The sequence below is a fragment of the Runella sp. SP2 genome, from assembly GCF_003711225.1.
Lineage (GTDB): Bacteria > Bacteroidota > Bacteroidia > Cytophagales > Spirosomataceae > Runella.
The window spans coordinates 6,304,987-6,326,401 of record NZ_CP031030.1 but is presented as its reverse complement, the minus strand read 5'-3'; the positions used below and the strand labels follow the sequence as shown (position 1 = coordinate 6,326,401).

General features: G+C 45.6%; 17 protein-coding genes. 7 read left to right on the top strand and 10 right to left on the bottom strand.

All coding sequences use genetic code 11. From position 1 onward, the window contains the following. Window positions 1–7: 7 nt before the first annotated feature. Window positions 8–229 (bottom strand): PspC domain-containing protein, encoded by a 222-nt coding sequence (locus DTQ70_RS25435; RefSeq protein ID WP_028525989.1) that lies wholly within the window; start codon window positions 227–229, stop codon window positions 8–10. A gap of 301 nt (window positions 230–530) precedes the next feature. On the opposite strand from DTQ70_RS25435, the gene DTQ70_RS25430 reads away from it, so the two are divergent. The 5 genes from DTQ70_RS25430 to DTQ70_RS25410 all read left to right on the top strand — a co-directional run bounded on the left by DTQ70_RS25430 (window position 531) and on the right by DTQ70_RS25410 (window position 8,608). Beyond that, a complete protein-coding gene (locus DTQ70_RS25430; protein WP_122933399.1) occupies window positions 531–734 on the top strand; it encodes a cold-shock protein in 204 nt (67 codons plus the stop codon). 124 nt (window positions 735–858) lie between these two features. Further along, the gene (locus tag DTQ70_RS25425) at window positions 859–3,189 is read left to right on the top strand and encodes a gliding motility-associated C-terminal domain-containing protein (protein WP_122933398.1); all 2,331 of its coding nucleotides are present in this window, start codon (window positions 859–861) and stop codon (window positions 3,187–3,189) included. Window positions 3,190–3,246: 57 nt separating this feature from the next. Then, window positions 3,247–5,712: an OmpA family protein gene (locus DTQ70_RS25420; protein ID WP_122933397.1), complete on the top strand. Its 2,466-nt coding sequence runs from the start codon at window positions 3,247–3,249 to the stop codon at window positions 5,710–5,712. Between the two features lie 95 nt (window positions 5,713–5,807). Then, window positions 5,808–7,295, top strand: coding sequence for a GH3 auxin-responsive promoter family protein (locus DTQ70_RS25415; protein WP_122933396.1), 1,488 nt, complete (start codon window positions 5,808–5,810; stop codon window positions 7,293–7,295). Between the two features lie 290 nt (window positions 7,296–7,585). Further along, window positions 7,586–8,608 (top strand): lytic transglycosylase domain-containing protein, encoded by a 1,023-nt coding sequence (locus DTQ70_RS25410; RefSeq protein WP_164490204.1) that lies wholly within the window; start codon window positions 7,586–7,588, stop codon window positions 8,606–8,608. Between the two features lie 108 nt (window positions 8,609–8,716). Here DTQ70_RS25410 and DTQ70_RS25405 read toward each other — a convergent pair whose 3' ends face one another. From DTQ70_RS25405 to DTQ70_RS25385, 5 genes are all read right to left on the bottom strand, one after another. Continuing rightward, window positions 8,717–9,250: a YceI family protein gene (locus DTQ70_RS25405; RefSeq protein ID WP_122933394.1), complete on the bottom strand. Its 534-nt coding sequence runs from the start codon at window positions 9,248–9,250 to the stop codon at window positions 8,717–8,719. 157 nt (window positions 9,251–9,407) lie between these two features. Continuing rightward, window positions 9,408–10,187 carry a polyprenol monophosphomannose synthase gene (locus DTQ70_RS25400; RefSeq protein WP_122933393.1) on the bottom strand — a complete coding sequence of 260 codons (780 nt, stop codon included), beginning with the start codon at window positions 10,185–10,187 and terminating at the stop codon, window positions 9,408–9,410. Between the two features lie 95 nt (window positions 10,188–10,282). After that, window positions 10,283–11,317, bottom strand: a complete 1,035-nt coding sequence (gene hemE / locus DTQ70_RS25395; RefSeq protein WP_122933392.1) for a uroporphyrinogen decarboxylase — start codon at window positions 11,315–11,317, stop codon at window positions 10,283–10,285. 120 nt (window positions 11,318–11,437) lie between these two features. Continuing rightward, the gene (locus DTQ70_RS25390; RefSeq protein ID WP_122933391.1) at window positions 11,438–12,844 is read right to left on the bottom strand and encodes an FGGY-family carbohydrate kinase; all 1,407 of its coding nucleotides are present in this window, start codon (window positions 12,842–12,844) and stop codon (window positions 11,438–11,440) included. Window position 12,845: 1 nt separating this feature from the next. Then, window positions 12,846–14,120 (bottom strand): TIM barrel protein, encoded by a 1,275-nt coding sequence (locus tag DTQ70_RS25385; RefSeq protein WP_122933390.1) that lies wholly within the window; start codon window positions 14,118–14,120, stop codon window positions 12,846–12,848. A gap of 25 nt (window positions 14,121–14,145) precedes the next feature. On the opposite strand from DTQ70_RS25385, the gene DTQ70_RS25380 reads away from it, so the two are divergent. Then, on the top strand, window positions 14,146–14,592 hold the full coding sequence (locus DTQ70_RS25380; RefSeq protein ID WP_122933389.1) for a DUF6934 family protein: 447 nt from the start codon (window positions 14,146–14,148) through the stop codon (window positions 14,590–14,592). Between the two features lie 219 nt (window positions 14,593–14,811). On the opposite strand, the gene DTQ70_RS25375 is transcribed toward DTQ70_RS25380, so the two are convergent. Then, entirely contained in the window at window positions 14,812–16,944 is a 2,133-nt protein-coding gene (locus DTQ70_RS25375) for a bifunctional aldolase/short-chain dehydrogenase (protein ID WP_122933388.1), read from the bottom strand. Window positions 16,945–17,080: 136 nt separating this feature from the next. Between DTQ70_RS25375 and DTQ70_RS25370 the strand changes: the two genes are divergently transcribed. Then, complete coding sequence (locus DTQ70_RS25370; protein WP_122934559.1) at window positions 17,081–18,055, top strand: NAD(P)H-quinone oxidoreductase; 975 nt, start codon at window positions 17,081–17,083, stop codon at window positions 18,053–18,055. 67 nt (window positions 18,056–18,122) lie between these two features. Here the strand turns inward: DTQ70_RS25370 and pheS are convergent, their stop codons facing one another. From pheS to hpf, 3 genes are all read right to left on the bottom strand, one after another. Continuing rightward, window positions 18,123–19,163, bottom strand: coding sequence for a phenylalanine--tRNA ligase subunit alpha (gene pheS / locus DTQ70_RS25365; RefSeq protein WP_122933387.1), 1,041 nt, complete (start codon window positions 19,161–19,163; stop codon window positions 18,123–18,125). Window positions 19,164–19,209: 46 nt separating this feature from the next. Beyond that, complete coding sequence (locus DTQ70_RS25360) at window positions 19,210–20,820, bottom strand: amidohydrolase family protein (protein WP_122933386.1); 1,611 nt, start codon at window positions 20,818–20,820, stop codon at window positions 19,210–19,212. 136 nt (window positions 20,821–20,956) lie between these two features. Continuing rightward, the gene (hpf, locus tag DTQ70_RS25355) at window positions 20,957–21,331 is read right to left on the bottom strand and encodes a ribosome hibernation-promoting factor, HPF/YfiA family (RefSeq protein ID WP_122933385.1); all 375 of its coding nucleotides are present in this window, start codon (window positions 21,329–21,331) and stop codon (window positions 20,957–20,959) included. Between the last annotated feature and the right edge of the window lie 84 nt (window positions 21,332–21,415).

The window sequence follows — 21,415 nt, the reverse complement described above, 5'->3', positions numbered from 1 at the left end:
TAGTAACTTACCATTCCCAAATGGTAGGATTTTTGTGACGGCGCAAATGTTTGCCAATTTCCATCCAAAAAGCCATGGCTAAATAAATGATGATGGGAGAGCCAAACGTCAGGAACGAGGCATAAATGAAGTAGAGGCGAATGCTGCTGACCGAAATGTTGAGAACTTCGCCCAACCTCGAACAAACGCCAAAGATTTGGTTTTCAATAAAATATCGGAAACGGTACATAGCGTTTTAGAAGAGTTTAGAAGCGAAATTACAGAACGAAAATGTGAATGTCAAGCCTTTTAATAACAAGTTAGATAACTTGACATGTAACATTTATTTTATAATTTTGTTTCAAGGTTGCATCAAAACTTCATTGTGAATGCAATGCAAAGATAGTCAAGGCATTTTTCTCATAGTGAGCTTGTTACTTTTTAACTCACTGACTAACGCTTGTCGGGCCTTTGTAATGTTCTTATAAATGAGGTGATTGGCAATCAATCCCTTAAATTATTTTCTCATTTTTCTTAATTTTAGTAGTACAATGCAAACAGGAACAGTAAAGTTTTTTAATGAAGCAAAAGGGTATGGTTTCATTATACTTGACGAACCGGGCGACAAACAACAAGAAATTTTTGTACACGTGACTGCTTTAGGTGGCCTTGTCATTCGTGAGAAAGACCGCGTTGAGTTTGAGGCTGTGGAAGGCAAAAAAGGCGTGAATGCAGCGAAGGTAAGGAAAATATAATCTTTACGTTGGCAAAACGGGATGGGGAACGCCTTAAAGCGTTCCCTATTTTTTTGTCCAGATGCCTTTGGCACGATTTATGATATTTTTATTAACTGAAAATTTTTAGGGTTTACAGTTATTTATGAAAATATCATTACCAATCGGCTTGTTTTTCTTGACAACACTCCTAGCTCAGCTCAGTTGGGCAAGCAGTGTGCAAGATTGCGATGGATTGTCGGCCCCCACGATAAGTAGTGAAAAGCAAGTGACCTGTGCTGGGCAGCCGATTATTTTGAAAGCAGCAGGGTGTAGTGGAACCGTGGTTTGGTCGAATGGCAAAACAGGTAGCCCACTGACGGTATATCCATCACAAACAACCACCTACACCGCCTATTGTCAAAAAGATAGCTGCAAAAGCGCTTCATCAAATACCCTCCCAATTACCGTTACGATTCCCGCAACGCCTGTTGTAAAAGCCAATAAAACGAGCGTCTGCTTGGGCGATACTGTTACCCTGACGGCCACGAGCTGCGCAGGGAACTTCATTTGGTCGAATGGCATGTTGGGGGCGAGCATCCAAGTGCAACCCATCAACACCACAAAATATACGGCCACCTGCCGAACCGAAGGTTGCGTAAGTTGCTTTGCCGACGACGTCATCGTGTCCGTCCTAGGAGGCGAACCATTACTGATTTCTGCCACAAAAGCGGCAGTATGCAAAGGCGAAAGCAGCACACTGACAGCCCGAGGAAATTGCAGCGGGCAAATAAAATGGTCAACGGGAGAAGTGGGGAAAAGCATAACGGTCAAACCCGAAACATCCACCAATTATACGGTGTTTTGTGCATCGTCAGTTTGTAAAGCAGTAGAAAGTACCCTACGGCTCGAAGTAGCACCACCTGTAACGCCCGTTCTAAAAACATCAAAAACCGTCATCTGTCAAGGAGAGGAAGTGGTGTTAACCGCAGAAAGCTGCAACGGTGCAGTGCTTTGGAATACGAATGACCAAGGTCGAACCCTTACCGTAAAACCAACGCAACAAACCCAATATACGGCCATTTGTGTGCGTGGCGAATGCCAGAGTGGCGTGTCGCAGCCATTGGTTATTTCAGTGCAAAGCCAAGCCCCTGCTACGCCTGTTGTGGTCGCCCAACTCAAAAATAATTGTCCATTTGTAACGGTTGATTTGTCCAGTGCGCTTCAACAAAAAGCTGCTGAAGGGGTTTATTACGAAGCTCGAATGGGTAACTCCCCTACTTCAGCGTTGGTAGCGGATGTGGGTGCCATCTCCGAAAATCGTACTTACTACTTATTCGCCCGTAATGCCAATGGTTGCTACAGTGCGCCAGCGGCAGTGGCGGTAAACATTACTCCTTGCGAAAAGCCATTGGCGGTATGTATCAATAACCCTGCGACAGCGCTCATCACCATAACGGAGCGGACAACCATTGGCAACCACTACCTTGAAGGTAAAATCGGAGGCTCCGCCAGCTCAGGGACGTGGAGTAGCAATGGCACAGGAACGTTTAACACAACCAATGGATTGTCAGTGATTTATGCCCCCTCGCCCGAAGATCGTCAGGCGGGAAAAGTGACGATTCGGTTTAGCAGCGACGACCCCGATGGAGCAGGTCCTTGTCAGGCAGGTTCGTCGTTGGTAGAACTAAAAATAGATGCAAATACCGACAAACCGAAAGAAATGATTGGGGTCAACAAAATGGTAAAAAGTTGGAAACGACTCAGTACCAATCTGTTCGAAATCGAATACAGCATTCAGGTAGTAAACATGGGCGCCAACGACCTCGTGGAAGTACGAATGGTCGATAGCCTCGACAAAGTGTTTAACAACGGTGCTGTGATTGTCGGAAAACCGTCGGTGGTAGTGATGGATCCTGTCACAAACACCGAAGTAAAATGGGGGCTTGATACTACCTTTACGGGTCGAAATGGCAACTATGAACTGCTGGTGCCCGAAGAATGCAATCTAATGGCAGGGCAGGCACGGGCGGTCAATTTCAAAACAACCATAGATTTTACCAACGCCCAAGACTCGGTTTTTTACAATACAGCTTTTGTAACGGCATTGGACATGAACGGCCATCTTTGTGCTGATAAATCTGCCAATGGCAATTGGCCCGACATTAACCAAAACGAAGACCCTACCGACGATGCAGAACCAACGCCCATTGCTTTGAACACCCTCCGTGGTGACGACAAAGACGTGTTTATTCCCGAAGGTTTTTCGCCTAATTCAGACGGTATCAACGATTTTTTTGTGATTAAAAAGCCAACCGCACTCAAGGCTTCGGTGGAGATTTACAACCGCTGGGGAGGAGTTGTGTATCAGGCCGATGATTATAAAAACGACTGGAACGGAGGCCTGCAAGGGGCACTCACGACAGGAACTTATTTCTATGTTATTAAACTGAGTGATGGACGCGAGTTTTCAAGATTTTTGACAATAAGTCGTTAAGCATCATTCGTTAAAAAATTATTAGGAGAACCCTACTGGGTAAAAATGCAATCACCCATGAATAAACTCAAGCATCTTTGTTTAGCTGCATTGGTTTCAGTTTCAGCAATGGCACAAACGCCCGTTCGTGAGACATTGCTCCAACAAGCCAATCGTCAGTTTGATACACAAGCTTACGCCAAGGCAATTGCATTGTATCAAGACGTGATCGACGATGGATTGCTACCTGCAAATCAACGTCAGATAACCTTTCTCAACATGGGGTATGCGTATCTCCAATTGGGCGATAGCGAAAGAGCCGCTAGTTTTTACCAGCAAGCATTGGCAGAACAAGGGCTATCGGGAGGACTTACTACGCACTATTTACACTACGCAAAAGTGTTAGCCAACCTCGGGCAAATGCAAGAATCGCAACGGTATTTTGAGCGCTACCAAGCTGAAAAACAGCAAGAAGGCCGACAAATGCAAAGTGCCCAAACTTATACTAAAAAACGAATTACGTACCGTTTAGATTACCTGGGAATTAATACCTCCGACGCCGAATTTAGCCCTATGTACTATAAAAACGGCTTGGTATATCTGTCGGGAAAAACCTCGGTGTCTTCGGAATCAACTCAAAAAGGTTACCTCGATTTGTTTTATATTCCGAATCGCGACGAAATCAAAGCAACGACCACGCTTCATTCGGATGGAACAGAAACAAGTGGCAAAGAGACCAATAAACCTACTGCCTCTGCTTCCAAAAATGGCCGTTTGGGCAGTGATGCCTACACGCGCCCAACCTCTAACGATTCGCGCACTTTAGGCAGCTATAATTCCTACGGACTTAACAGCGAAGCGGCTACATCCACGGGAGAAGTGGCCAAACCTGGCAAGCCAATTTCGTTTAGCAAAGAATTGAATACCCGCTTTCACGAAGGCCCCGCAACTTTTAGTGCTGATGGCTCACGCATCATTTTTACCCGTAATAACTTCAATGAAGGTCAAAAAGGGATGAGTGAAGACAAAAACATCAAATTAAAGTTATACACGGCGCAGTGGGGAAATGGCGACTGGACCAACGTGCAAGAACTTGGGTTTAACAGCGACGAATATTCTACAGCCCACCCAGCGTTGAGCAAAGACGGCAATTTGTTGTATTTTGTATCAGATATGCCAAAAGGAATGGGAGGAAAAGATATTTACGTATCGCGTTGGGAAAATGAACAGTGGTCGAAGCCAATTAATATGGGCAAAGAGCTCAATACCCGCCAAGATGAAGTGTTTCCGTTTGTGGATGAAGTAGGGAATCTCTATTTTTCTACCTCGGGAAGAAAAGGGGGATTGGGCGGCCTTGATTTGTACTATGCCGTGTTGAGCAAAGACGGAACTAAGGTGATTGAGGTCATTCACCTCGACGCTCCTATCAACTCTAAAGCCGATGATTTTGGCATTGTAACCGACGGCGCACGTACTACGGGGTATTTTAGTAGCAACCGACGCGAGGGCGACGATGATATTTACCGCTTCACGCGTGAAAGCTCGTTGTACGAATGTCGGGAATTGTTATTGCGGGTGTTTGACGCCGAAACCATGCAACGCCTCGACAGTGCAACGATTGCCATTCGTTCCAAAATCGGAGGAGAGTCAACCGAGAAAACACTGCAGACTGATGCCGATGGCTGGGCACACCTTTGTTTGGCGTCTGATAACGATTTTATTTTTACGGTGTCAAAAGAGGGTTTTGTTGATAATACCGTTGGTTTTTCTACCCACCACCTGACCGACGACAAACCCACGCGACTTGAACTTAGTTTGGCGCATCCTGTGGTGCTTCAAACCATGGTGAGCCAAAACGAAGACCCTCAAAAAAAAAAAACATCCCTGACTGATTCGCTCCAACACCTCAAACATTCGCGCGTTAGGGGAATCGTACGGACCGAAACCGACCGCCAACCGATTGAAGGAGTATTGGTAAGGCTACGAAACGAATGCGATAAAAAAATATACGAAACGATTACAGGGCCTGATGGTAAGTATGATTTTGAGATCCTGGAAGGTTGTGACTATACCTTGATTTACTCCAAAGATACTTACGGTACAAACACCCTCAAAATCGCCAGAGTACCGAAGAAAACCGCACCAAAAGTACTATCAAACGACGTGGGGTTACTAAAAAAGGGGGATATCGTGCAGTTAGACAATATCTATCATGACCAAGGCAAACGTACCATTAGCCCCGACGCCGCCCGTGAACTAGACAAGCTAGTGGCTACGATGAAGCGTTATCCGTCGTTGCAAGCAGAAATTCTTTCGCATACCGATAGCCGTGGTGAAGCCAGTCGCAACAAAACAGTATCCCAAAACAGAGCACAAGAAATTGTTAACTACATGGTAGCAAAAGGCGTAGCTCGTAAGCGATTAAAAGCAACAGGAATGGGCGAAAGTATGCCAGTAAACGGGTGCGTTGACGGGGTGATTTGTACGGAAGCCGAATACAGACGCAACCGCAGAACCGAATTTAAAGTCGTAGAGATTAGATAAACAACGCTTTTTTTGAGCAAACGCCATAAATCGTCTATTTTTGGTGCGTCGGTAGGTGTATCGCCTTTCCGTATAACCATTATAACTACGAAAAAATGGGCTTTCGCTCTTCGCTTAGTAAGCCGCTGGCTCGGTACATTGCTAACCAGCAACAAGGGTGGATGTACAATGCACCCGCCGCTCAAGACAATTGGCGTCAGCGCCTAATTGGTCAAGCCAAACATACGGTGTTCGGACGAGAGCACTTTTTTAAGGACATACATTCGTACGAAGATTTTAAACAAGCCGTCCCTGTGCGGGATTATGAAGACTTGAAAGGGTATATCCAACAAGTCATCGACGGTAAAGACGATGTGCTGTGGCCTGCCAAGCCTATTTATTTTGCCAAAACTTCGGGTACTACTTCTGGCACCAAATACATCCCTATTAGCAAAGACTCTATCTCCAATCACATTGATTCTGCTCGCAATGCCCTTTTGAATTACATTCACGAAACAGGCAAAGCAGAATTTTTAGACCAAAAACTTATCTTCTTGTCGGGCAGTCCCGTTTTAGATACGAAAGGAAGTGTACCTACGGGTCGTTTGTCAGGTATCTCTAACCACCACGTGCCCGCGTACCTGCGCACCAACCAAATGCCCTCTTACGAAACCAACTGCATCGAAGAGTGGGAAGAGAAGCTAGAGCGTATCATCGACGAAACCATCAATCAACGGATGTCCCTGATTTCGGGCATTCCGCCTTGGGTGCAGATGTATTTTGACCGTATCATTGCGCGTACGGGCAAACCCATCAAAGATGTTTTCCCTGACTTTCAGTTATTTGTTTATGGTGGGGTAAATTTTGAACCGTATCGTGCCAAATTATTTGACTCGATTGGCAAAAAAATTGATTCAATTGAAATGTACCCCGCTTCGGAAGGTTTTATTGCTTACCAAGATTCTCAAGATTCTGAAGGCTTGTTGTTGTTGGCCGATACAGGTATTTTCTACGAGTTTATTCCTGCTGACGAGTTTTTCAACGAAAACCCCACTCGCTTGACCCTCGAACAAGTGGAAGTCGGTAAAAACTACGCCCTGATTATCAACAACAATGCAGGACTGTGGGGGTACTCAATCGGTGATACCGTGAAATTTGTGTCTAAAGACCCTTACCGTTTGCTGGTAACTGGGCGCATCAAGCACTTTATTTCGGCCTTTGGTGAGCACGTCATTGGCGAAGAAGTGGAAAAGGCACTTCAATACGCGATGCAGCGCCACCCCGAAACTGAAGTCGTAGAGTTTACGGTGGCTCCGATGGTGACTCCTTCTGAGGGTTTGCCTTATCACGAGTGGCTCATTGAATTTGCAACACTCCCTAAGAACATGGAGCAATTTGCCAAAGACATTGACGAACGTTTGGCAAAATTAAACGTCTATTACGATGACTTAATTTCGGGAAGTATTTTACGGCCGCTTAAAATCAATGCCCTGCCCAAAAATGCGTTCATTGATTACATGCGTTCGCAAGGGAAATTAGGTGGGCAAAACAAAGTCCCTCGTTTGGCAAATGACCGAAAAATAGCCGATGCTTTGGCCAAATAACCAATAAAAGCCCCAAAGGCCAGAAGAAAGGTTGCTGTAAAAAGGCAGCCTTTTTTTATTGACTTTTGCCCGTAAAAACAGCTAAGAATTAGGCACGGTTTTTGATTCCTTTGTGATAAAACGTAGAGTGGTTTTTTGCAACTACCTGATAATCTACCGATAAATAATTGGGTAATTGTACAATTTTTTACTAACTTTACGTTAACAAAGCAAAATCAGCTATGGAAAAGCGGCGTCCTGTGACTTTTTTAAGACTATACGTCGCAATGTTTAACTAACCAAAATTTGTTTTGAAAAGGAAACAATGTCTTATTCTTTCAACACTTCTGTTGTACACAGTAGGAGCGCAAGCCGAGGGCTTTAACGAATCTACTTGTATCCGTTTTTGTGACGAACCATTGCCAGTTTACGAAAAGCAGGTACTTACTTATTTTCAATCTGCGTTGATGCATACAGCTAGTATGCCCCTTCAAGAGATAAAACCTCGCGCGCAGAAATTCTTTCGTGTGATTGAACCGATTCTAAAGCAGTACCAAGTCCCTTCAGATTTTAAATACCTGTGCGTAGTCGAAAGTGCACTTGAAGCAAAGGCAGTTTCACACCGAGGTGCTTATGGGTACTGGCAATTTATGCCACAAACAGCCCGTGCGATGGGCTTAGTCATCAACGAAAACGTCGATGAGCGGGAAGATTTAGTGAAATCTACACACGCTGCTTGTCAGTATTTTGTCAATCTGTACCACGAACTTGGGTCGTGGTCGATGGTAGCCGCTGCTTATAACGCAGGGCCTACCAAAGTAAGAAAATACTTGGGTAGGCACGGTAAAACGGGGTATTACAAACTTCGTATCAGTGCCGAGAACCGTAAGTATCTCTACCGCGTATTGGCGGCAAAAGAGCTCTTTACGCGCCCAGAGGTATATGCACCAGTGATCCTGGAAGAGATTTCTCTCGTTAAATTTATGAAGCAGTTTGGACTGGCTTTGGGCTTGGTAGCACCACCTAAAATTAAGGTAAAACCAAATGCTACCAACGAATTGCAGCTTGCGGAAGTTGTAACTTCGCTCAATGAAGCGATGGTAACAGGCTTTGAAGAGCTAATACCGCTTTCGTTCAAACGAACAGGGGTATTTCATTTTCCTTATAATGAGGAAAAAGCAGATCTCGAATTGGCACAAAATTCGGAAAAGCACCAGCGCTACATTTGGTGGCGTGCCATCCGATTAAACTACCGCCGCCGCAACGACCTCAAAGCGTTGTTGGCTGAGTCGCGTAGCCTAGATTTAAGCACTGCTTCGCCTTTAGCGGCTTAGTAGTTCTTCTAGTAGTACAAACAAAAGCGGCGATTTCCATCTGAAAATCGCCGCTTTTGTTGTAAGTAGCAAAGCAAATTTAACTTTTGCTTTGCTACTCAAGTCTCATTACGCTTGTTTCGCTACTTGGATATTGAAGTGAAGTTTTACTTCGTCGCTTACTACCACACCACCTGCTTCGGTTACTGCTCCCCAGTTCAAACCAAAATCTTTACGGTTGATTTTTCCTGTAAGTTCAAAACCTGCTTTGGTATTTCCGTAGAAATCTACCATTTGACCACCGTAGTTAACGGCAAGGCTGATAGATTTTGTTACACCTCTAAGGGTCAAATCTCCCGTAAGTGTAAATTCATCATCACCTTTTTGTACAAATGACGTAGAAGCAAACGAAAGTGTGGGGAAGTTTTCTGCATCAAAGAAATCAGCGCTTTTCAAGTGACCATCGCGCTGTTCCATGTTGGTGTCAATGCTGTTTACGTCGGCTGTAAATTGGATGCTCGCCCCGTCGAAGCTATCGCCTTCGGTTTGAACTGAACCTTCAAATGATTTGAAGCTACCTGTTACGGTTGAGATCACAAGGTGCTTTACTTTAAACTGTACTTCTGAGTGTGTTGGGTCGATTACCCATGTTGAAGTTGCCATTGCTGTATTGTCTTAATTGAGTTATATCAAAATTGATGATGCAAATATATATGTATATACATATAATGTCAATACATTTTACGAAAAATATTTTTTACAACATAAAAAAACCGCTTTAGGAGTGTCTAAAGCGGTTTTTGGGAAAAATAAAATTGGATTACGCCATTTCAGTAATGCCCATGATAGGCACCTCTTTCGGCTCATTATGGCGAATGTAGGTTTTAAAGAAGCTGCGAATTTTAAGATAAAGTACGCCTAGTACGGCTTCTTTGAAAATTTTGGTGGACATTTTAGAAACGCCTTTGGTACGGTCGGTGAAAATGATGGGCACTTCCGTAATTTGGTACCCGTATTTCCAAGTATTAAACTTCATTTCAATCTGGAAAGCGTAGCCCACAAACTTAATGTCGTCGAGACCAATGCCTTGAAGCACTTCGCGTTTGTAGCAAATGAAACCCGCCGTAGGATCCATGATTTGCATACCCGTTACGAAACGCACATATACCCCCGCAAAGTAGGACATTAGTACGCGCCCCATTGGCCAGTTGACCACGTTAACACCCTTGATGTAACGCGAACCAATCGCCATGTCGCTACCGCCTTCGGAACAGGCTTGGTAAAGGCGTTCTAAATCAGCTGGATTGTGCGAGAAATCGGCATCCATTTCAAACAGATAGCGGTATCCTTCCCGAATTGCCCACTTGAAACCGTGGATATAGGCCGTACCTAATCCCTGTTTACCTTTTCGTTCCAAAATATGTAAGCGACCAGTAAATTCGTTTTGAAGCTCTTTTACTTTGAGTGCAGTGCCATCGGGCGAGCCATCATCCACAATCAGGATGTCAAAAGGCTGCGAAAGACCCATCACACGGCGAATAATCGCTTCAATGTTCTCAATCTCGTTGTACGTCGGAATCACTACCACACACTCTTTCATAGCTTTAGCGGGTTTGGGGATAATAACTGCTCTAATACAAAAACGATTCCAAACTATGATAAGTATGTGACAAAATCGTTAAAAAGAGTTAATTTTTATAGGTTGCTAGAATATTCCTTCACAGTGTCGATAAAACAACGCACTTTGTCGGGGTCGGTGTCAGGATAAACGCCGTGTCCTAAGTTAGCGATGTAGTGTTGTGTTCCAAAAGTATCTATCATCTTGCGCACCTCCTTACGAATTTGGTCATAAGGCGCGTACAATACGCAGGGGTCGAGGTTGCCTTGGAGGGTTTTGTTAGGAATCAGCACGCGCGACTCAGCAGCGTCCATGTTCCAGTCCAATCCTACTACCGAACAGCTTAACTGACCGATTTCGTGTCGGGCGAAAAACGCTCCTTTGGCAAAAACCGTAACGGGGGCTTCGTTAATGGCATCGCAGATTTGTTTGATATAAGGCAACGAATACTCGCGGTATTGCTCTGGAGAAAGAATTCCTGCCCATGAATCAAAAATCTGAACCAAGTTAGCACCTACGGCAATTTGGGCTTTTAAATAAGCGATGGTACTATCCGTAATTTTTTGGAGTAGTTTATGCGAAAACTCGGGGTCAGCATACAGGGCTTTTTTAGCTACCGAAAATGTCTTTGACCCACGGCCTTCTACCATGTAGCAAAAAATAGTGAATGGAGCGCCCGCAAAGCCAATGAGTGGTACGCGGCCGTTGAGGTCACGCTTCACGATTTTGATGGCTTCCAGCACATAGCCTAAGTCCGCTTCGGGGTCGGCAATGCGCAAGGCGTCGATATCGGCCGTGGTTTTAACAACGTTCGGAAATACGGGGCCGCGTTTTTCTTCCATTTCATAGGGCAATCCCATGGCCTCGGGCACTACGAGAATGTCAGAAAAAATGATGGCAGCATCTACGCCCAACAAATCAACGGGCTGGATGGTCACTTCGGCGGCTAGCTCGGGCGTGGTGGCCAATTGGATAAAACTTCCTGCTTTCTCGCGCACAGCACGGTACTCGGCTAAAATTCGACCCGCTTGACGCATCATCCAAACAGGTACACGTTCGGTCTTTTCTCCGCGTGCAGCACGCAGAAACAAGTCATTTTGTAGTAATTCCATACTGCAAATGTACGAAGAAGCGGGCAGTTGAGATGGGGGTAGGGGTAGAAATATCCGTTTAATAAAAAAGCCGCCAGCGGGTTTGATCCCAATTGGCGGCTAGGGGTTTATAGAGAAAGGTTACGATGCTAATCCGTCGAGGGAAAGATGGCTATTGTAAAAACGTAAATCAATCAAATCGGGAGGGAGTGTTTTGGTGTTCCAGTGGCGGTGAATGCTCAACGCCGCCCCCAACGAAGTCGCCTGGGCAACCGATGCCGCAAATACCTCTAGGTCAGGAAAAGCCCCTGCCAACAGATTCATATAAATTGGGTTTTTGGAAAAACCACCGTCCACAAAAATCCGCTTGACAGTTGAGCCTCTTAAAACCAACTCCGTCGAAATGATTTGCTGACCGACAATGTCCAAAATCAACTGGTGATACGCTTGCTCATACGAGTCGAAAGCTGCCAAATCACGTTTCCCAAACAATCCTTCCGTCATCGGAGGTTTTGAGAGACTTTCAAAGTCGATGCCTTCGGTTTTTTTATCGGTTTTGAGTTGCTGAATGAGAGCCGCATCAAACGCTACTTTTTTGTAAAAATCCAGGTCTTTGTCGAAATGAGTCGCCAATCGCTTGGTTTGCTGTTCGTGTTCATAGCCCGCAAATAAGCGCGATGCCTTCACAGGTTTGCCGTTGTACTGCATGTAGCACAAACAGTCGTATTGAAGCTCTTCGGCTGTGAGCGGCGTATGATTGTAAGGATTGAGGCTAATGCACCACGTTCCCGTTGAAATCAATACAAAGGGCTCTAAAAAGCTAACCAAATACGGAATCAAAGCCGATGAACTATCGTGCAAACCGACGCCCACAATGCGCTCTTGCTCATTGAGCACGTGAGTAGAAACCACGTCTGCGGACTGAATAGGAGCAAGTTTATCTCCGATTTGCTCATTGGACACCCAAGCGTGGTAATCATTTGTATCAAAATCCCAAAGGTTGGTATGGCAACCAATGCTCGTAATATCGGAAGCAAATTGCCCAGAAATCAGCGAACTGACGTATTGGGGTAAGTGCAGTGAATACTTTATTTTTTCAAATAACGCAGGGTTTTCATGCTTCAGGCGATAAATAATCATGCCCGAATTGAGGCTCCCTAAAATAGGAGAGGCCGTTTTGCGCGAAAACTCTTGCTCCCCGCCGTAGGTATCATAAAATTGTTTCTTGAGTGCCTCAGGGTACGGTTTTAGGTAATTGTACAAAGGAGCAACGGGCTTGCCGTCTTCGCCTACGTGAACAAAACTTGCTCCGTAGGTTGAAAAGTTAATGGCTTTGACGTCGTATTCTTCGAGCGATAACACTTCTTGGAGCGATTGGATGACCCAATCGGTCAACAGGGCTACGTTTTCGCAAGGGTCGCCGTCTTCGTCGGTTGTTTCGGGAAATTGCCCCGATTTTTCCAAAACGATACGGTAGTTTTCGTCAAAGAGGAATACTTTTTTGTTGGTTTTACCAATATCCAATACGGCACAAACAGGAGTTTTCATCTTACAAGCCAGTCGCTACAGTTTTAAGACCTCGTTCGGCAATGAGATTTTCGCGTACTTTTGAGTGGCGGAAAAGACCCAATGGATTTAACGCTCCTCCTGCCCGAAGACGAGCCTCGGCAACGAGCGAACGCACGTCGGTACGGAACGCATTTTGAAGAATTTCTTGGCAACGAACCACATCGCTGACAGCTTGTGCTTCTTCGAGGGCTTTTCTATCGACCGAAAGTGCCTGGGCATAAGCCATCATAATTCCTTCTACAGATTGTAGTAAGTCTTCTAGTGGGTCTTTGACATTGTGAGAGGCATCAATCATCCAGCCCAAATCAGTAGCGTGATTCATGCCACGAGCGTCCATTCCATCGACTAGTTCATTGAAGATAAGGAACAATTGGTAAGGCTTCATGGCACCTGCAGTGAGGTCATCATCGCCGTATTTTGAGTCGTTGAAGTGGAAACCACCAAGTTTTTCTTCCATCAACAACAAGGCTACGATTTGCTCAATGTTGGCATTAGGTAGATGGTGTCCCAAATCGACAAGCGTATAAGCGCGCTCTCCAAGTTTCTTCACGTAAGAGTAGGACTGTCCCCAGTCGGCTACCGTAGTCGAATAGAAGTTAGGTTCGTAGGCTTTGTATTCCAAGAACATCTTCCAATTTTCGGGCATGGCCGCATAAATTTCGTGAAGACTTTCGAGGGTATTTTGGTAAGCTCTACGGAAATTGAGTTGGCCTGGGAAACACGAACCGTCTGAAAGCCAAACCGTCAACGATTCCGAACCAAGCTCGATACCGTGCTTAATCACTTCAATATTATGTTCAATGGCTTGTTTACGAACGCCTTTGTCAACGTTTTGTAACGAACCAAACTTATAACTTAACGCTTGGTCGGCTTGGTCTTGGAAGGTATTGGAGTTAACGGCGTCAAATTTCAAACCGTGTTGAGCTGCCAATGCTTTAATCGCTTTGGCATCTTTTGGAATATCCCATGGAATGTGAAGGGAGATTGCGCCCGATGCTTGATTCAAGGCGTGTAATAGACCTACGTCTTCAATTTTTTCTTCAAGGCTACGAGGTTCGCCACCGCCCGCAAAACGGCCAAAGCGCGTTCCACCCGTTCCAAGTGCCCACGAAGGAATGGCAATTTGAAAATCAACCAATTTTTGAATGATGGCTTCGGCATTTTCAATTTCTGAAACAGCGAAGCTCAAACGGCGTTGATGTCCCGTAAGTAGGTCATCGTTATGCTGTTGTATTTTATACTTTTCGAGTTGCATAATTGAACTTTAGTTATCTTTGTTAATGGACAAACCTATTTACCAGCTTCAATCCTCTTCTGATAATTTGCAATTTGTTTTTGAAAGTATCAGTCAGGAAAGAATTATTCGCAAGGCAGTCGCGTATATTTTGTCGGATGATAATCCAGATTTATATCAATTGATTTTTGGCGACTTAAAAGAAAATGGCGACATTGATATTCTATCAGCTAGTAATAATAATGACATGAAACAAGTTTTAACTACTGTAGTTGATACGTTATCTACTTTTTTCGAGCATTATCCTATGGCTACTGTAGCATTTACAGGAAGCACTTCTAGCAGAACGAGGTTATATCGTGCCGCAATTACGCAATTTTTAAAAGAAACCAATCTCTATTATGACGTAGTCGGAATTACTGAAAACGGGATACTTGAAAGTTTTAACAGTAAGGGCAACTATGTCGGATATTTAATAACTCAAAAATCATGAAAACCAAAAAAGCAGTATCAACGTACTCTGAAAAAACGATGCCATATATCAATTTGAAAAGTCCTGAGATTAAAGAGCAAATAGATAAAATGGCTAACATTTTAAAAAAAGTACAACTACCTCTTACTAAAAAATGAGCTTCGTAGGTAAAATCTAACGCCTGAATTCAGGCGTTAGATTCGAGTATTAAACTAACCTATGATGAAAAAACAATCTTTTTTAGCGAACAAACGCCATGGCTACTCCGCCATCAACGTTCAAAACGTTGCCCGTTGACTTGCTGAGTAAGCCTCCTACGAATGCGAAGCACGCATTGGCGATATCGTCGGGTAGAATGGCTTCGTTGAGAAGCGTACGTTTGGCATAATAAGCAGGAAGCTCTTCAATCGTAATGCCGTAGGCTTTGGCGCGTCCTTCGGCCCAGCCACCTGCCCAAATGTTTGAGTCAGCGATAACGGCGTCTGGATTGACAGTATTAACGCGAATTTTATCGCCGCCCAATTCGGCTGCATTCAAGCGGCTCAAGTGCAACTGAGCTGCTTTAGCCGAACCATAACCTGCGTTGTTTGGCCCAGAAACAAGGGCATTTTTACTCACAATATTGATGACATCACCCCCAAAACCTTGCTTGCGCATTACTTCTACCCCTGCTTGAGTCACAAGGAACTGCCCTTTGACGAGGATGTCGTACAAGCGATCCCAATCTTGAAGAGTATGGTCTTGGATGGGTTTTGAAATACTGATACCTGCGTTGTTGACGATAATATCGACGCCACCAAACGCAAGCGCTGCGGCATCCATCGCATCCACAATGCTAGCAGCATCGGTTACGTTGAGAAGCGTGGTAGCTACTGAATCTCTGCCAAATTTCTTCACAAATTCGTCTTTTGCTCCCGCAAGACGTTCTTCGTTGATGTCATTAAGAACAACCACTGCGCCTTCTTCGGCAAACTTTTTCGCAATAGCTTTACCAATTCCCCCTGCGCTTCCCGTTACGAGTGCTACTCGCCCTGACAAGGCTTTGGGTTTGGGCATTCGTTGAAGTTTGGCCTCTTCGAGCAACCAATACTCGATATTAAACGCTTCTTGACGGGGCAATGCCGTATATTCAGATACCGCTTCCGCGCCCTTCATTACGTTGACGGCATTGATGTAATACTCCGACGCCAAACGGGCCGTCGTTTTATCTTTTGAGAAGGTAAACATTCCGACCCCTGGATACAAAATAACGACAGGATTAGGGTCGCGCATGGCAGGGCTATTAGGGTGCTTACAAGCTTCGTAATATTCGGAGTACATCGCACGGTAGGCTTCAAACGCAGGTGTTAATTTCGCTTTGATAGCTGCTACGTCCGATAGGTCTTCGTCGGGAGCAAGCTCAAGTACCAACGGAGAGATTTTTGTGCGGAGGAAGTGGTCGGGGCAAGAAGTTCCGAGGGGAGCTAGTTTGTCCAAATCATTTGAGTTTATAAACTCCAGTACGCGCGCATCGTCGGTAAAATGGCCGACCATCGTGCGGTACGACGAGCAGAAACCACGCAAAATAGGTGCTAATTTTGACGCTTGTTTTGTGCGTGTTTCTACAGGAAGGCTCTCGATTTTGGGCCCTCCAAATACGGGACGAGTCTTACCGTAATTTGCTTCTAAGTATTCGGCACATTTTTCGATGACTTCGAGGGTATTGAGGTAGCTTTCGTAGGCAGTGTCACCCCACGTAAACAACCCGTGTGAACCAAGCATGATACCACGCAATTTGACACCGCGAGAAGCGGCCTCTTCCAAACAAGCGCGGAGCTGAAGACCAAGCTCAAACCCTGGGCGTTGCCAACCTACCCAACCTACTTCACCACCAAACAATTCTTCGGTGATTTTCTTCCCGTCTTTGGCTGCGGCAATGGCAATGGCGGCATCTGGGTGAAGGTGGTCGATGTGCGCAAAGGGTAAAAATCCGTGGAGAGGAGTATCAATAGATGGTGCTTTTGAGGCGAGATCAAAGATACAGTGGTTGAACAATTCTACCATTTCATCTTCAAACTCCACACCACGATAGACGTTTTCGAGGTTTCGTAGGCGCTCCATGTACAATGCCGCACATCCTGATTTTTTGAGCGTACCAATGTCTCCGCCTGAGCCTTTTATCCACATTACTTCGACATCTTTGCCAGTAAGTGGGTCTTTATCCGTAATTTTAACGGACGTGTTACCGCCTCCGTAGTTGGTCAAACGAAGATCGGCGCCCAGAATGTTGGAACGATAAATAAAAAGAGCTACTTCGTCGCCCGCGAGTTCGGCGGCTTTGGCTTCGTCCCAAAGATAGCTCACATGTTTGAATTGCGTGGTAGTCGCTGACATGGTGTTTTGTGCGATTATGAATAGTATAGTACCTGTTCTGAGATTGATAGTACAAATTTAGGTGACGTTTCTTGGGATAGTGTCATGTACCTTCATGGACTATTTTTATATTTTCTTATCTTTTATTTTTACGACCATGAAAGCAATGATAGTTACCCAAACTGGAGGACCTGAGGTTTTGTCTTTAGAAGACCGTTCTGTCCCTATTTCTACTGGTACAAAGGTGCTTATCCGCGTTTATGCGGCGGGCATAAATCGTGCCGATATTTTGATGCGTCAAGGTCGTTACGGGATTTCGTCGCAGCCGCCTACCGAGCCATTGGGGCTTGAAGTTGCGGGAATCATCGCCGAAATTGGCGAAAATGTGTCGCGTTGGAAAGTCGGCGATAAGGTGTGTGCGCTCATTAAAAATGGCGGATATGCCGAGTACGCCTTGGCCGAAGCAGACCATTGTTTGCCTGTTCCAACGGGTATGTCGTTTGAAAAAGCTGCGTGCTTGCCCGAAACGATAATGACGGTTTGGAGCAACGTGTTTCAACGAATGCAGTTGAAAACTGGCGAAAATTTTTTGGTACACGGCGGAACGAGTGGCATTGGTGTCACGGCGATTCAGTTGGCAAAGGCGTTTGGCGTGCAAGCGTTTGCGACAGCGGGCAGCGACCAAAAGTGCCGTTTCTGCGAAGAACTTGGCGCCGTTCGTTGTGTCAATTATAAAACACAAGATTTTTTGGAAGAATTAAAGCCCTACGGAATGGACGTGATTTTGGACTACGTTGGGGGAGATTATACCGCAAAAAACATCCGTCTGCTGCGTCCTGATGGCCGTTTGGGTTTTATCGCGAGTTTAGGAGGAGCGCAATCTCAATTCAATATTTTGGAAGTAATGAGCAAGCGAATCACGATTACAGGAAGTATGCTTGCCCCGCGCGACGATGCGTTTAAGGCGCAGTTGGCCGCCGAGGTGGAAAAACAAGTATGGCCGTTGATAGAAGCAGGTACTTTTGAACCTATTTTGTATAAAACGTTTCCCTTGGAAGAAGCCGCTGAGGCGCATCGTCTGATGGAAAGCAGCGAGCACATTGGGAAGATAGTGCTATCGGTCGGGTTGTGAGCAACCCGACCCACGCTTTGTGCTGAGGGTTGCTCACAACCCGACCGAACTAACACTATTTTTTCTCCTAAACTCCTTCAAATTGACGCAAAAAACGAACGTCATTTTCGGAATAAAGACGAAGGTCGCGAACGCCGTAACGGAGCTGGGCAATGCGCTCAACGCCCATCCCAAACGCAAAACCTGTATATTCTTCGGGGTCGATGCCGCAGTTGGCCAACACGTTCGGGTCAACCATGCCACTTCCCGCAATTTCTACCCAACCCGTTCCTTTCGAGAGTCGATACGTTTCTTCGGTGTCAGTTCCTAACCAAATGTCGATTTCGGCGCTAGGTTCGGTAAAAGGAAAAAACGAAGGACGCAGACGAATCTTCACGTCTTTGTCAAACATCTCTTTTGAGAAGTGGTAGAGGGTATCTTTTAAGTCTTTGAAACTTACGTTTTTGTCAATGTAAAGCCCTTCTACTTGGTGGAAGAAGCAGTGAGCGCGGGCCGAAATGGCTTCGTTGCGATATACCCGCCCAGGCATAATGGCGCGAATAGGCGGCTTTTGGCGCTCCATCATCCGAATTTGGACGTTGGAGGTGTGCGTACGCAACAGCATATCTTGGGTAGGGTCTTCGGCGTTTTTGGCCACAAAAAACGTATCCTGCATTTCTCGGGCAGGGTGATTTTCGGGAAAATTCAACGCGGTGAAGTTGTACCAGTCTGATTCGATTTCGGGGCCGTCGGCTACGCTAAAGCCCATGCGTTCAAAAATCTCGATGATTTTGGCGCGTGCCAACGTCAGCGGGTGAATGCTGCCTAGTTGGTTTGCCGCAACGGGCAGGGTTAAATCAATGGCTGGGCCAGCATTGCCACCGTCGTTAGACTCGAATTCTGCTTGAATGGCCGTAAAACGGTCAGTAGCAAAGTTTTTGAGGGCATTCAGTTCTTGTCCTACCGCACGACGGGCTTCTTTTGGGATGTCTTTGAGTCCTTCAAACAAGGCTTCCACGGCTCCTTTTCTTCCTACAAATCGTTGGCGGTATTGTTCTAACTGCTCTTTGGTAGCAACTTCAAACTGCTCAATTTCTTGATATATCTCTTTGACGCGTTCTGTTAGCATGGGGGTGATTGGTGACTTTAATAGGTGCAAAGTTAAACATTCTTCCCTATTTATTGCTACCCGACACTTTGCCTGCTTTTTGGGGAATACCAGGCTGGGTGATTTCAAAATTCTCCTCTTTTTTAGCATCAGCCACAATCTTACGAACGTCGGCTAAAAGCTTTTTTGCATCATAAACAATGCCATCTTTGACGGTATATTTGACGCCACCCGCGCGGACCACCTCGTTTTTGTCGTTCAGACGAATCGCTCCTGTGCCATAAAGGACTTTCAAGTTGGCAAGCGGATTTTCTTCGGTAATGACAAAGTCGGCCAATTTCCCAATTTCAACCGAGCCAATTTCTTTGGCCATTCCCAATGCTTCTGCCCCTTTGATGGTGGCCGCCCGCACGACTTCCATTGGGTGGAAACCTGCTTCGCGCAGCAATTCCAGCTCGCGTATGTACGCAAAACCGTACAATTGGTAAATAAAGCCCGAATCAGAGCCCGTCGTGACGCGACCACCTCGGTTTTTGTATTCGTTGATAAACGCCATCCACAACCGATAGTTTTCTTTCCACGCCACTTCTTGTTCTGTTCCCCAATTGTGCCAATACGACCCGTGAGAAATTCGGCTTGGGCCATAAAACCGCCAAAGCGACGGCAGGGTATATTCGTCGTGCCACTCGGCACGGCGGGCGAGCATTAGTTCGCGGTTGGCTTCGTAGATGTTGAAGGTAGGGTCGAGGGTAAAATCTAGCTTCAACAATTCTTCCATCACGTAATTCCAGCGTTCTGAACCAGGTTTAGCGGCTTGCTTCCACAATTTTCCTGCTTCTTCAAAGCGATTTTGCTCGTTGTTGTAATTGTAGTCGGACGGATAATTTTGGACGGTTTTATCGTCAAAAAGGGCTTCGGGTAGCCCGTACCAGTGCTCCATGCTGGTCAGCCCCGCTTTGGCAGTCGCCAGTACATTCATGCGTGCTACTTCGGTTTGGGCGTGGTGGCAAGCCGAACCAAGGCCGAGTTTTTTGTTTTCTTCCAACGCCGCCTTGAATACATCGGGTTCGGCTCCGAAAAACTTGATACCATCGGCACCCTTCTGGGCGTTTTGGCGTACCCATTCGCGGGCTTGCTCGGGAGTGGTGATAAAATCTTTCGCCCCTTGCCCAAACACCGTGTAAGCCTTGATGCGCGGGGCAGTAATCAAGTTTTTGTTGCTTTTTTCTTTTTGGTCAAGGACCCAGTCGAGCCCATTCCCGCACGATGGGTCGCGGACGGTAGTGACACCGTGGGCCATCCAAAGTTTAAATACGTATTCGGCGTTGGCACCTTGCTGCACGCCACCGATGTGTCCGTGCATATCCACAAACCCTGGCATAAGGTACATCCCACGGCAGTTCAGTTCTTTATCGGTGGAGGTTGCTTTGATACCGTCTTGGGCGGGCATACCAGGGTAACCTGCTTGGCGAATTTGGGCAATTCGGTTGTTTTCAACCAAAATATCCATGGGGCCAATTGGAGGCGAACCTGTGCTATTGATGATGGTGACGCCCCGAATGATAAGGCGTTTGTGAGGCCCATCGCCTTCGGCGCGGTTGGGGGCTTTTTGGACTTGAGCCAAGAGCCCAAACGCATGAAAGCAAAGGAGTGAGGTTAGGAGAAGTTTACTTTTCATGTAGTGTTCAAAAGGGTTGATGAGTAAAACTCAAATGTACAGAATTGAAGAGCGAATAACGAATAAACAACGACTGAATTTTAGGCAACAAAAAAGAGCGAGGATGCAGTCCTCGCTCTTTTTTTGGAAATCTGACTTATACTTCGTCGATTTCTACCTCTTCTTCTACCTCAGTGCCGCTTTGGACATCTTTGATGGTTTTATTTTCTACCTCTTGGCGTTTCGATTTGAACTTCTTGATTTGGCTTTTGAGAGCTTCCAAGGCAAGGTCAGTGGCTTCTTCAAATGACTTGCCTTTCTCTTTGACAAATAGCTCACCGTTGGGAACCTTAATTTTTACTTCTAGGATTTTATCTTTGATTTTACTGCTTTCGCTTTTATCTAATCGGAGATACACTTCTCCTCCTGTTATTCGGTCATAAAACGTTTCGAGTTTTTCAAGTTTTTTCTGGATGAATTCGAGCAGTTTTGGATCTGCGTCGAAGTGGATAGCGTGCATTTGCAGTCTCATAATTTTACGCTTTAAGTTTAACAATCATTTGCAACCGCATTTGTGGATTTGAAAAGGGTAAAAAATAGCGGTCTGTCATAAGCA

Bases quoted from the DNA above. Each gene is read 5' to 3' on its own strand.
- DTQ70_RS25425 (WP_122933398.1), top strand. From the start codon at position 859: ATGAAAATATCATTACCAATCGGCTTGTTTTTCTTGACAACACTCCTA.
- DTQ70_RS25375 (WP_122933388.1), bottom strand. From the start codon at position 16,944: ATGTCAGCGACTACCACGCAATTCAAACATGTGAGCTATCTTTGGGAC.
- DTQ70_RS25420 (WP_122933397.1), top strand. From the start codon at position 3,247: ATGAATAAACTCAAGCATCTTTGTTTAGCTGCATTGGTTTCAGTTTCA.
- DTQ70_RS25390 (WP_122933391.1), bottom strand. From the start codon at position 12,844: ATGAAAACTCCTGTTTGTGCCGTATTGGATATTGGTAAAACCAACAAA.
- DTQ70_RS25415 (WP_122933396.1), top strand. From the start codon at position 5,808: ATGGGCTTTCGCTCTTCGCTTAGTAAGCCGCTGGCTCGGTACATTGCT.
- DTQ70_RS25360 (WP_122933386.1), bottom strand. From the start codon at position 20,820: ATGAAAAGTAAACTTCTCCTAACCTCACTCCTTTGCTTTCATGCGTTT.
- DTQ70_RS25435 (WP_028525989.1), bottom strand. From the start codon at position 229: ATGTACCGTTTCCGATATTTTATTGAAAACCAAATCTTTGGCGTTTGT.
- pheS (WP_122933387.1), bottom strand. From the start codon at position 19,163: ATGCTAACAGAACGCGTCAAAGAGATATATCAAGAAATTGAGCAGTTT.
- DTQ70_RS25385 (WP_122933390.1), bottom strand. From the start codon at position 14,120: ATGCAACTCGAAAAGTATAAAATACAACAGCATAACGATGACCTACTT.
- DTQ70_RS25400 (WP_122933393.1), bottom strand. From the start codon at position 10,187: ATGAAAGAGTGTGTGGTAGTGATTCCGACGTACAACGAGATTGAGAAC.
- DTQ70_RS25430 (WP_122933399.1), top strand. From the start codon at position 531: ATGCAAACAGGAACAGTAAAGTTTTTTAATGAAGCAAAAGGGTATGGT.
- hpf (WP_122933385.1), bottom strand. From the start codon at position 21,331: ATGAGACTGCAAATGCACGCTATCCACTTCGACGCAGATCCAAAACTG.
- DTQ70_RS25405 (WP_122933394.1), bottom strand. From the start codon at position 9,250: ATGGCAACTTCAACATGGGTAATCGACCCAACACACTCAGAAGTACAG.
- DTQ70_RS25370 (WP_122934559.1), top strand. From the start codon at position 17,081: ATGAAAGCAATGATAGTTACCCAAACTGGAGGACCTGAGGTTTTGTCT.
- DTQ70_RS25380 (WP_122933389.1), top strand. From the start codon at position 14,146: ATGGACAAACCTATTTACCAGCTTCAATCCTCTTCTGATAATTTGCAA.
- hemE (WP_122933392.1), bottom strand. From the start codon at position 11,317: ATGGAATTACTACAAAATGACTTGTTTCTGCGTGCTGCACGCGGAGAA.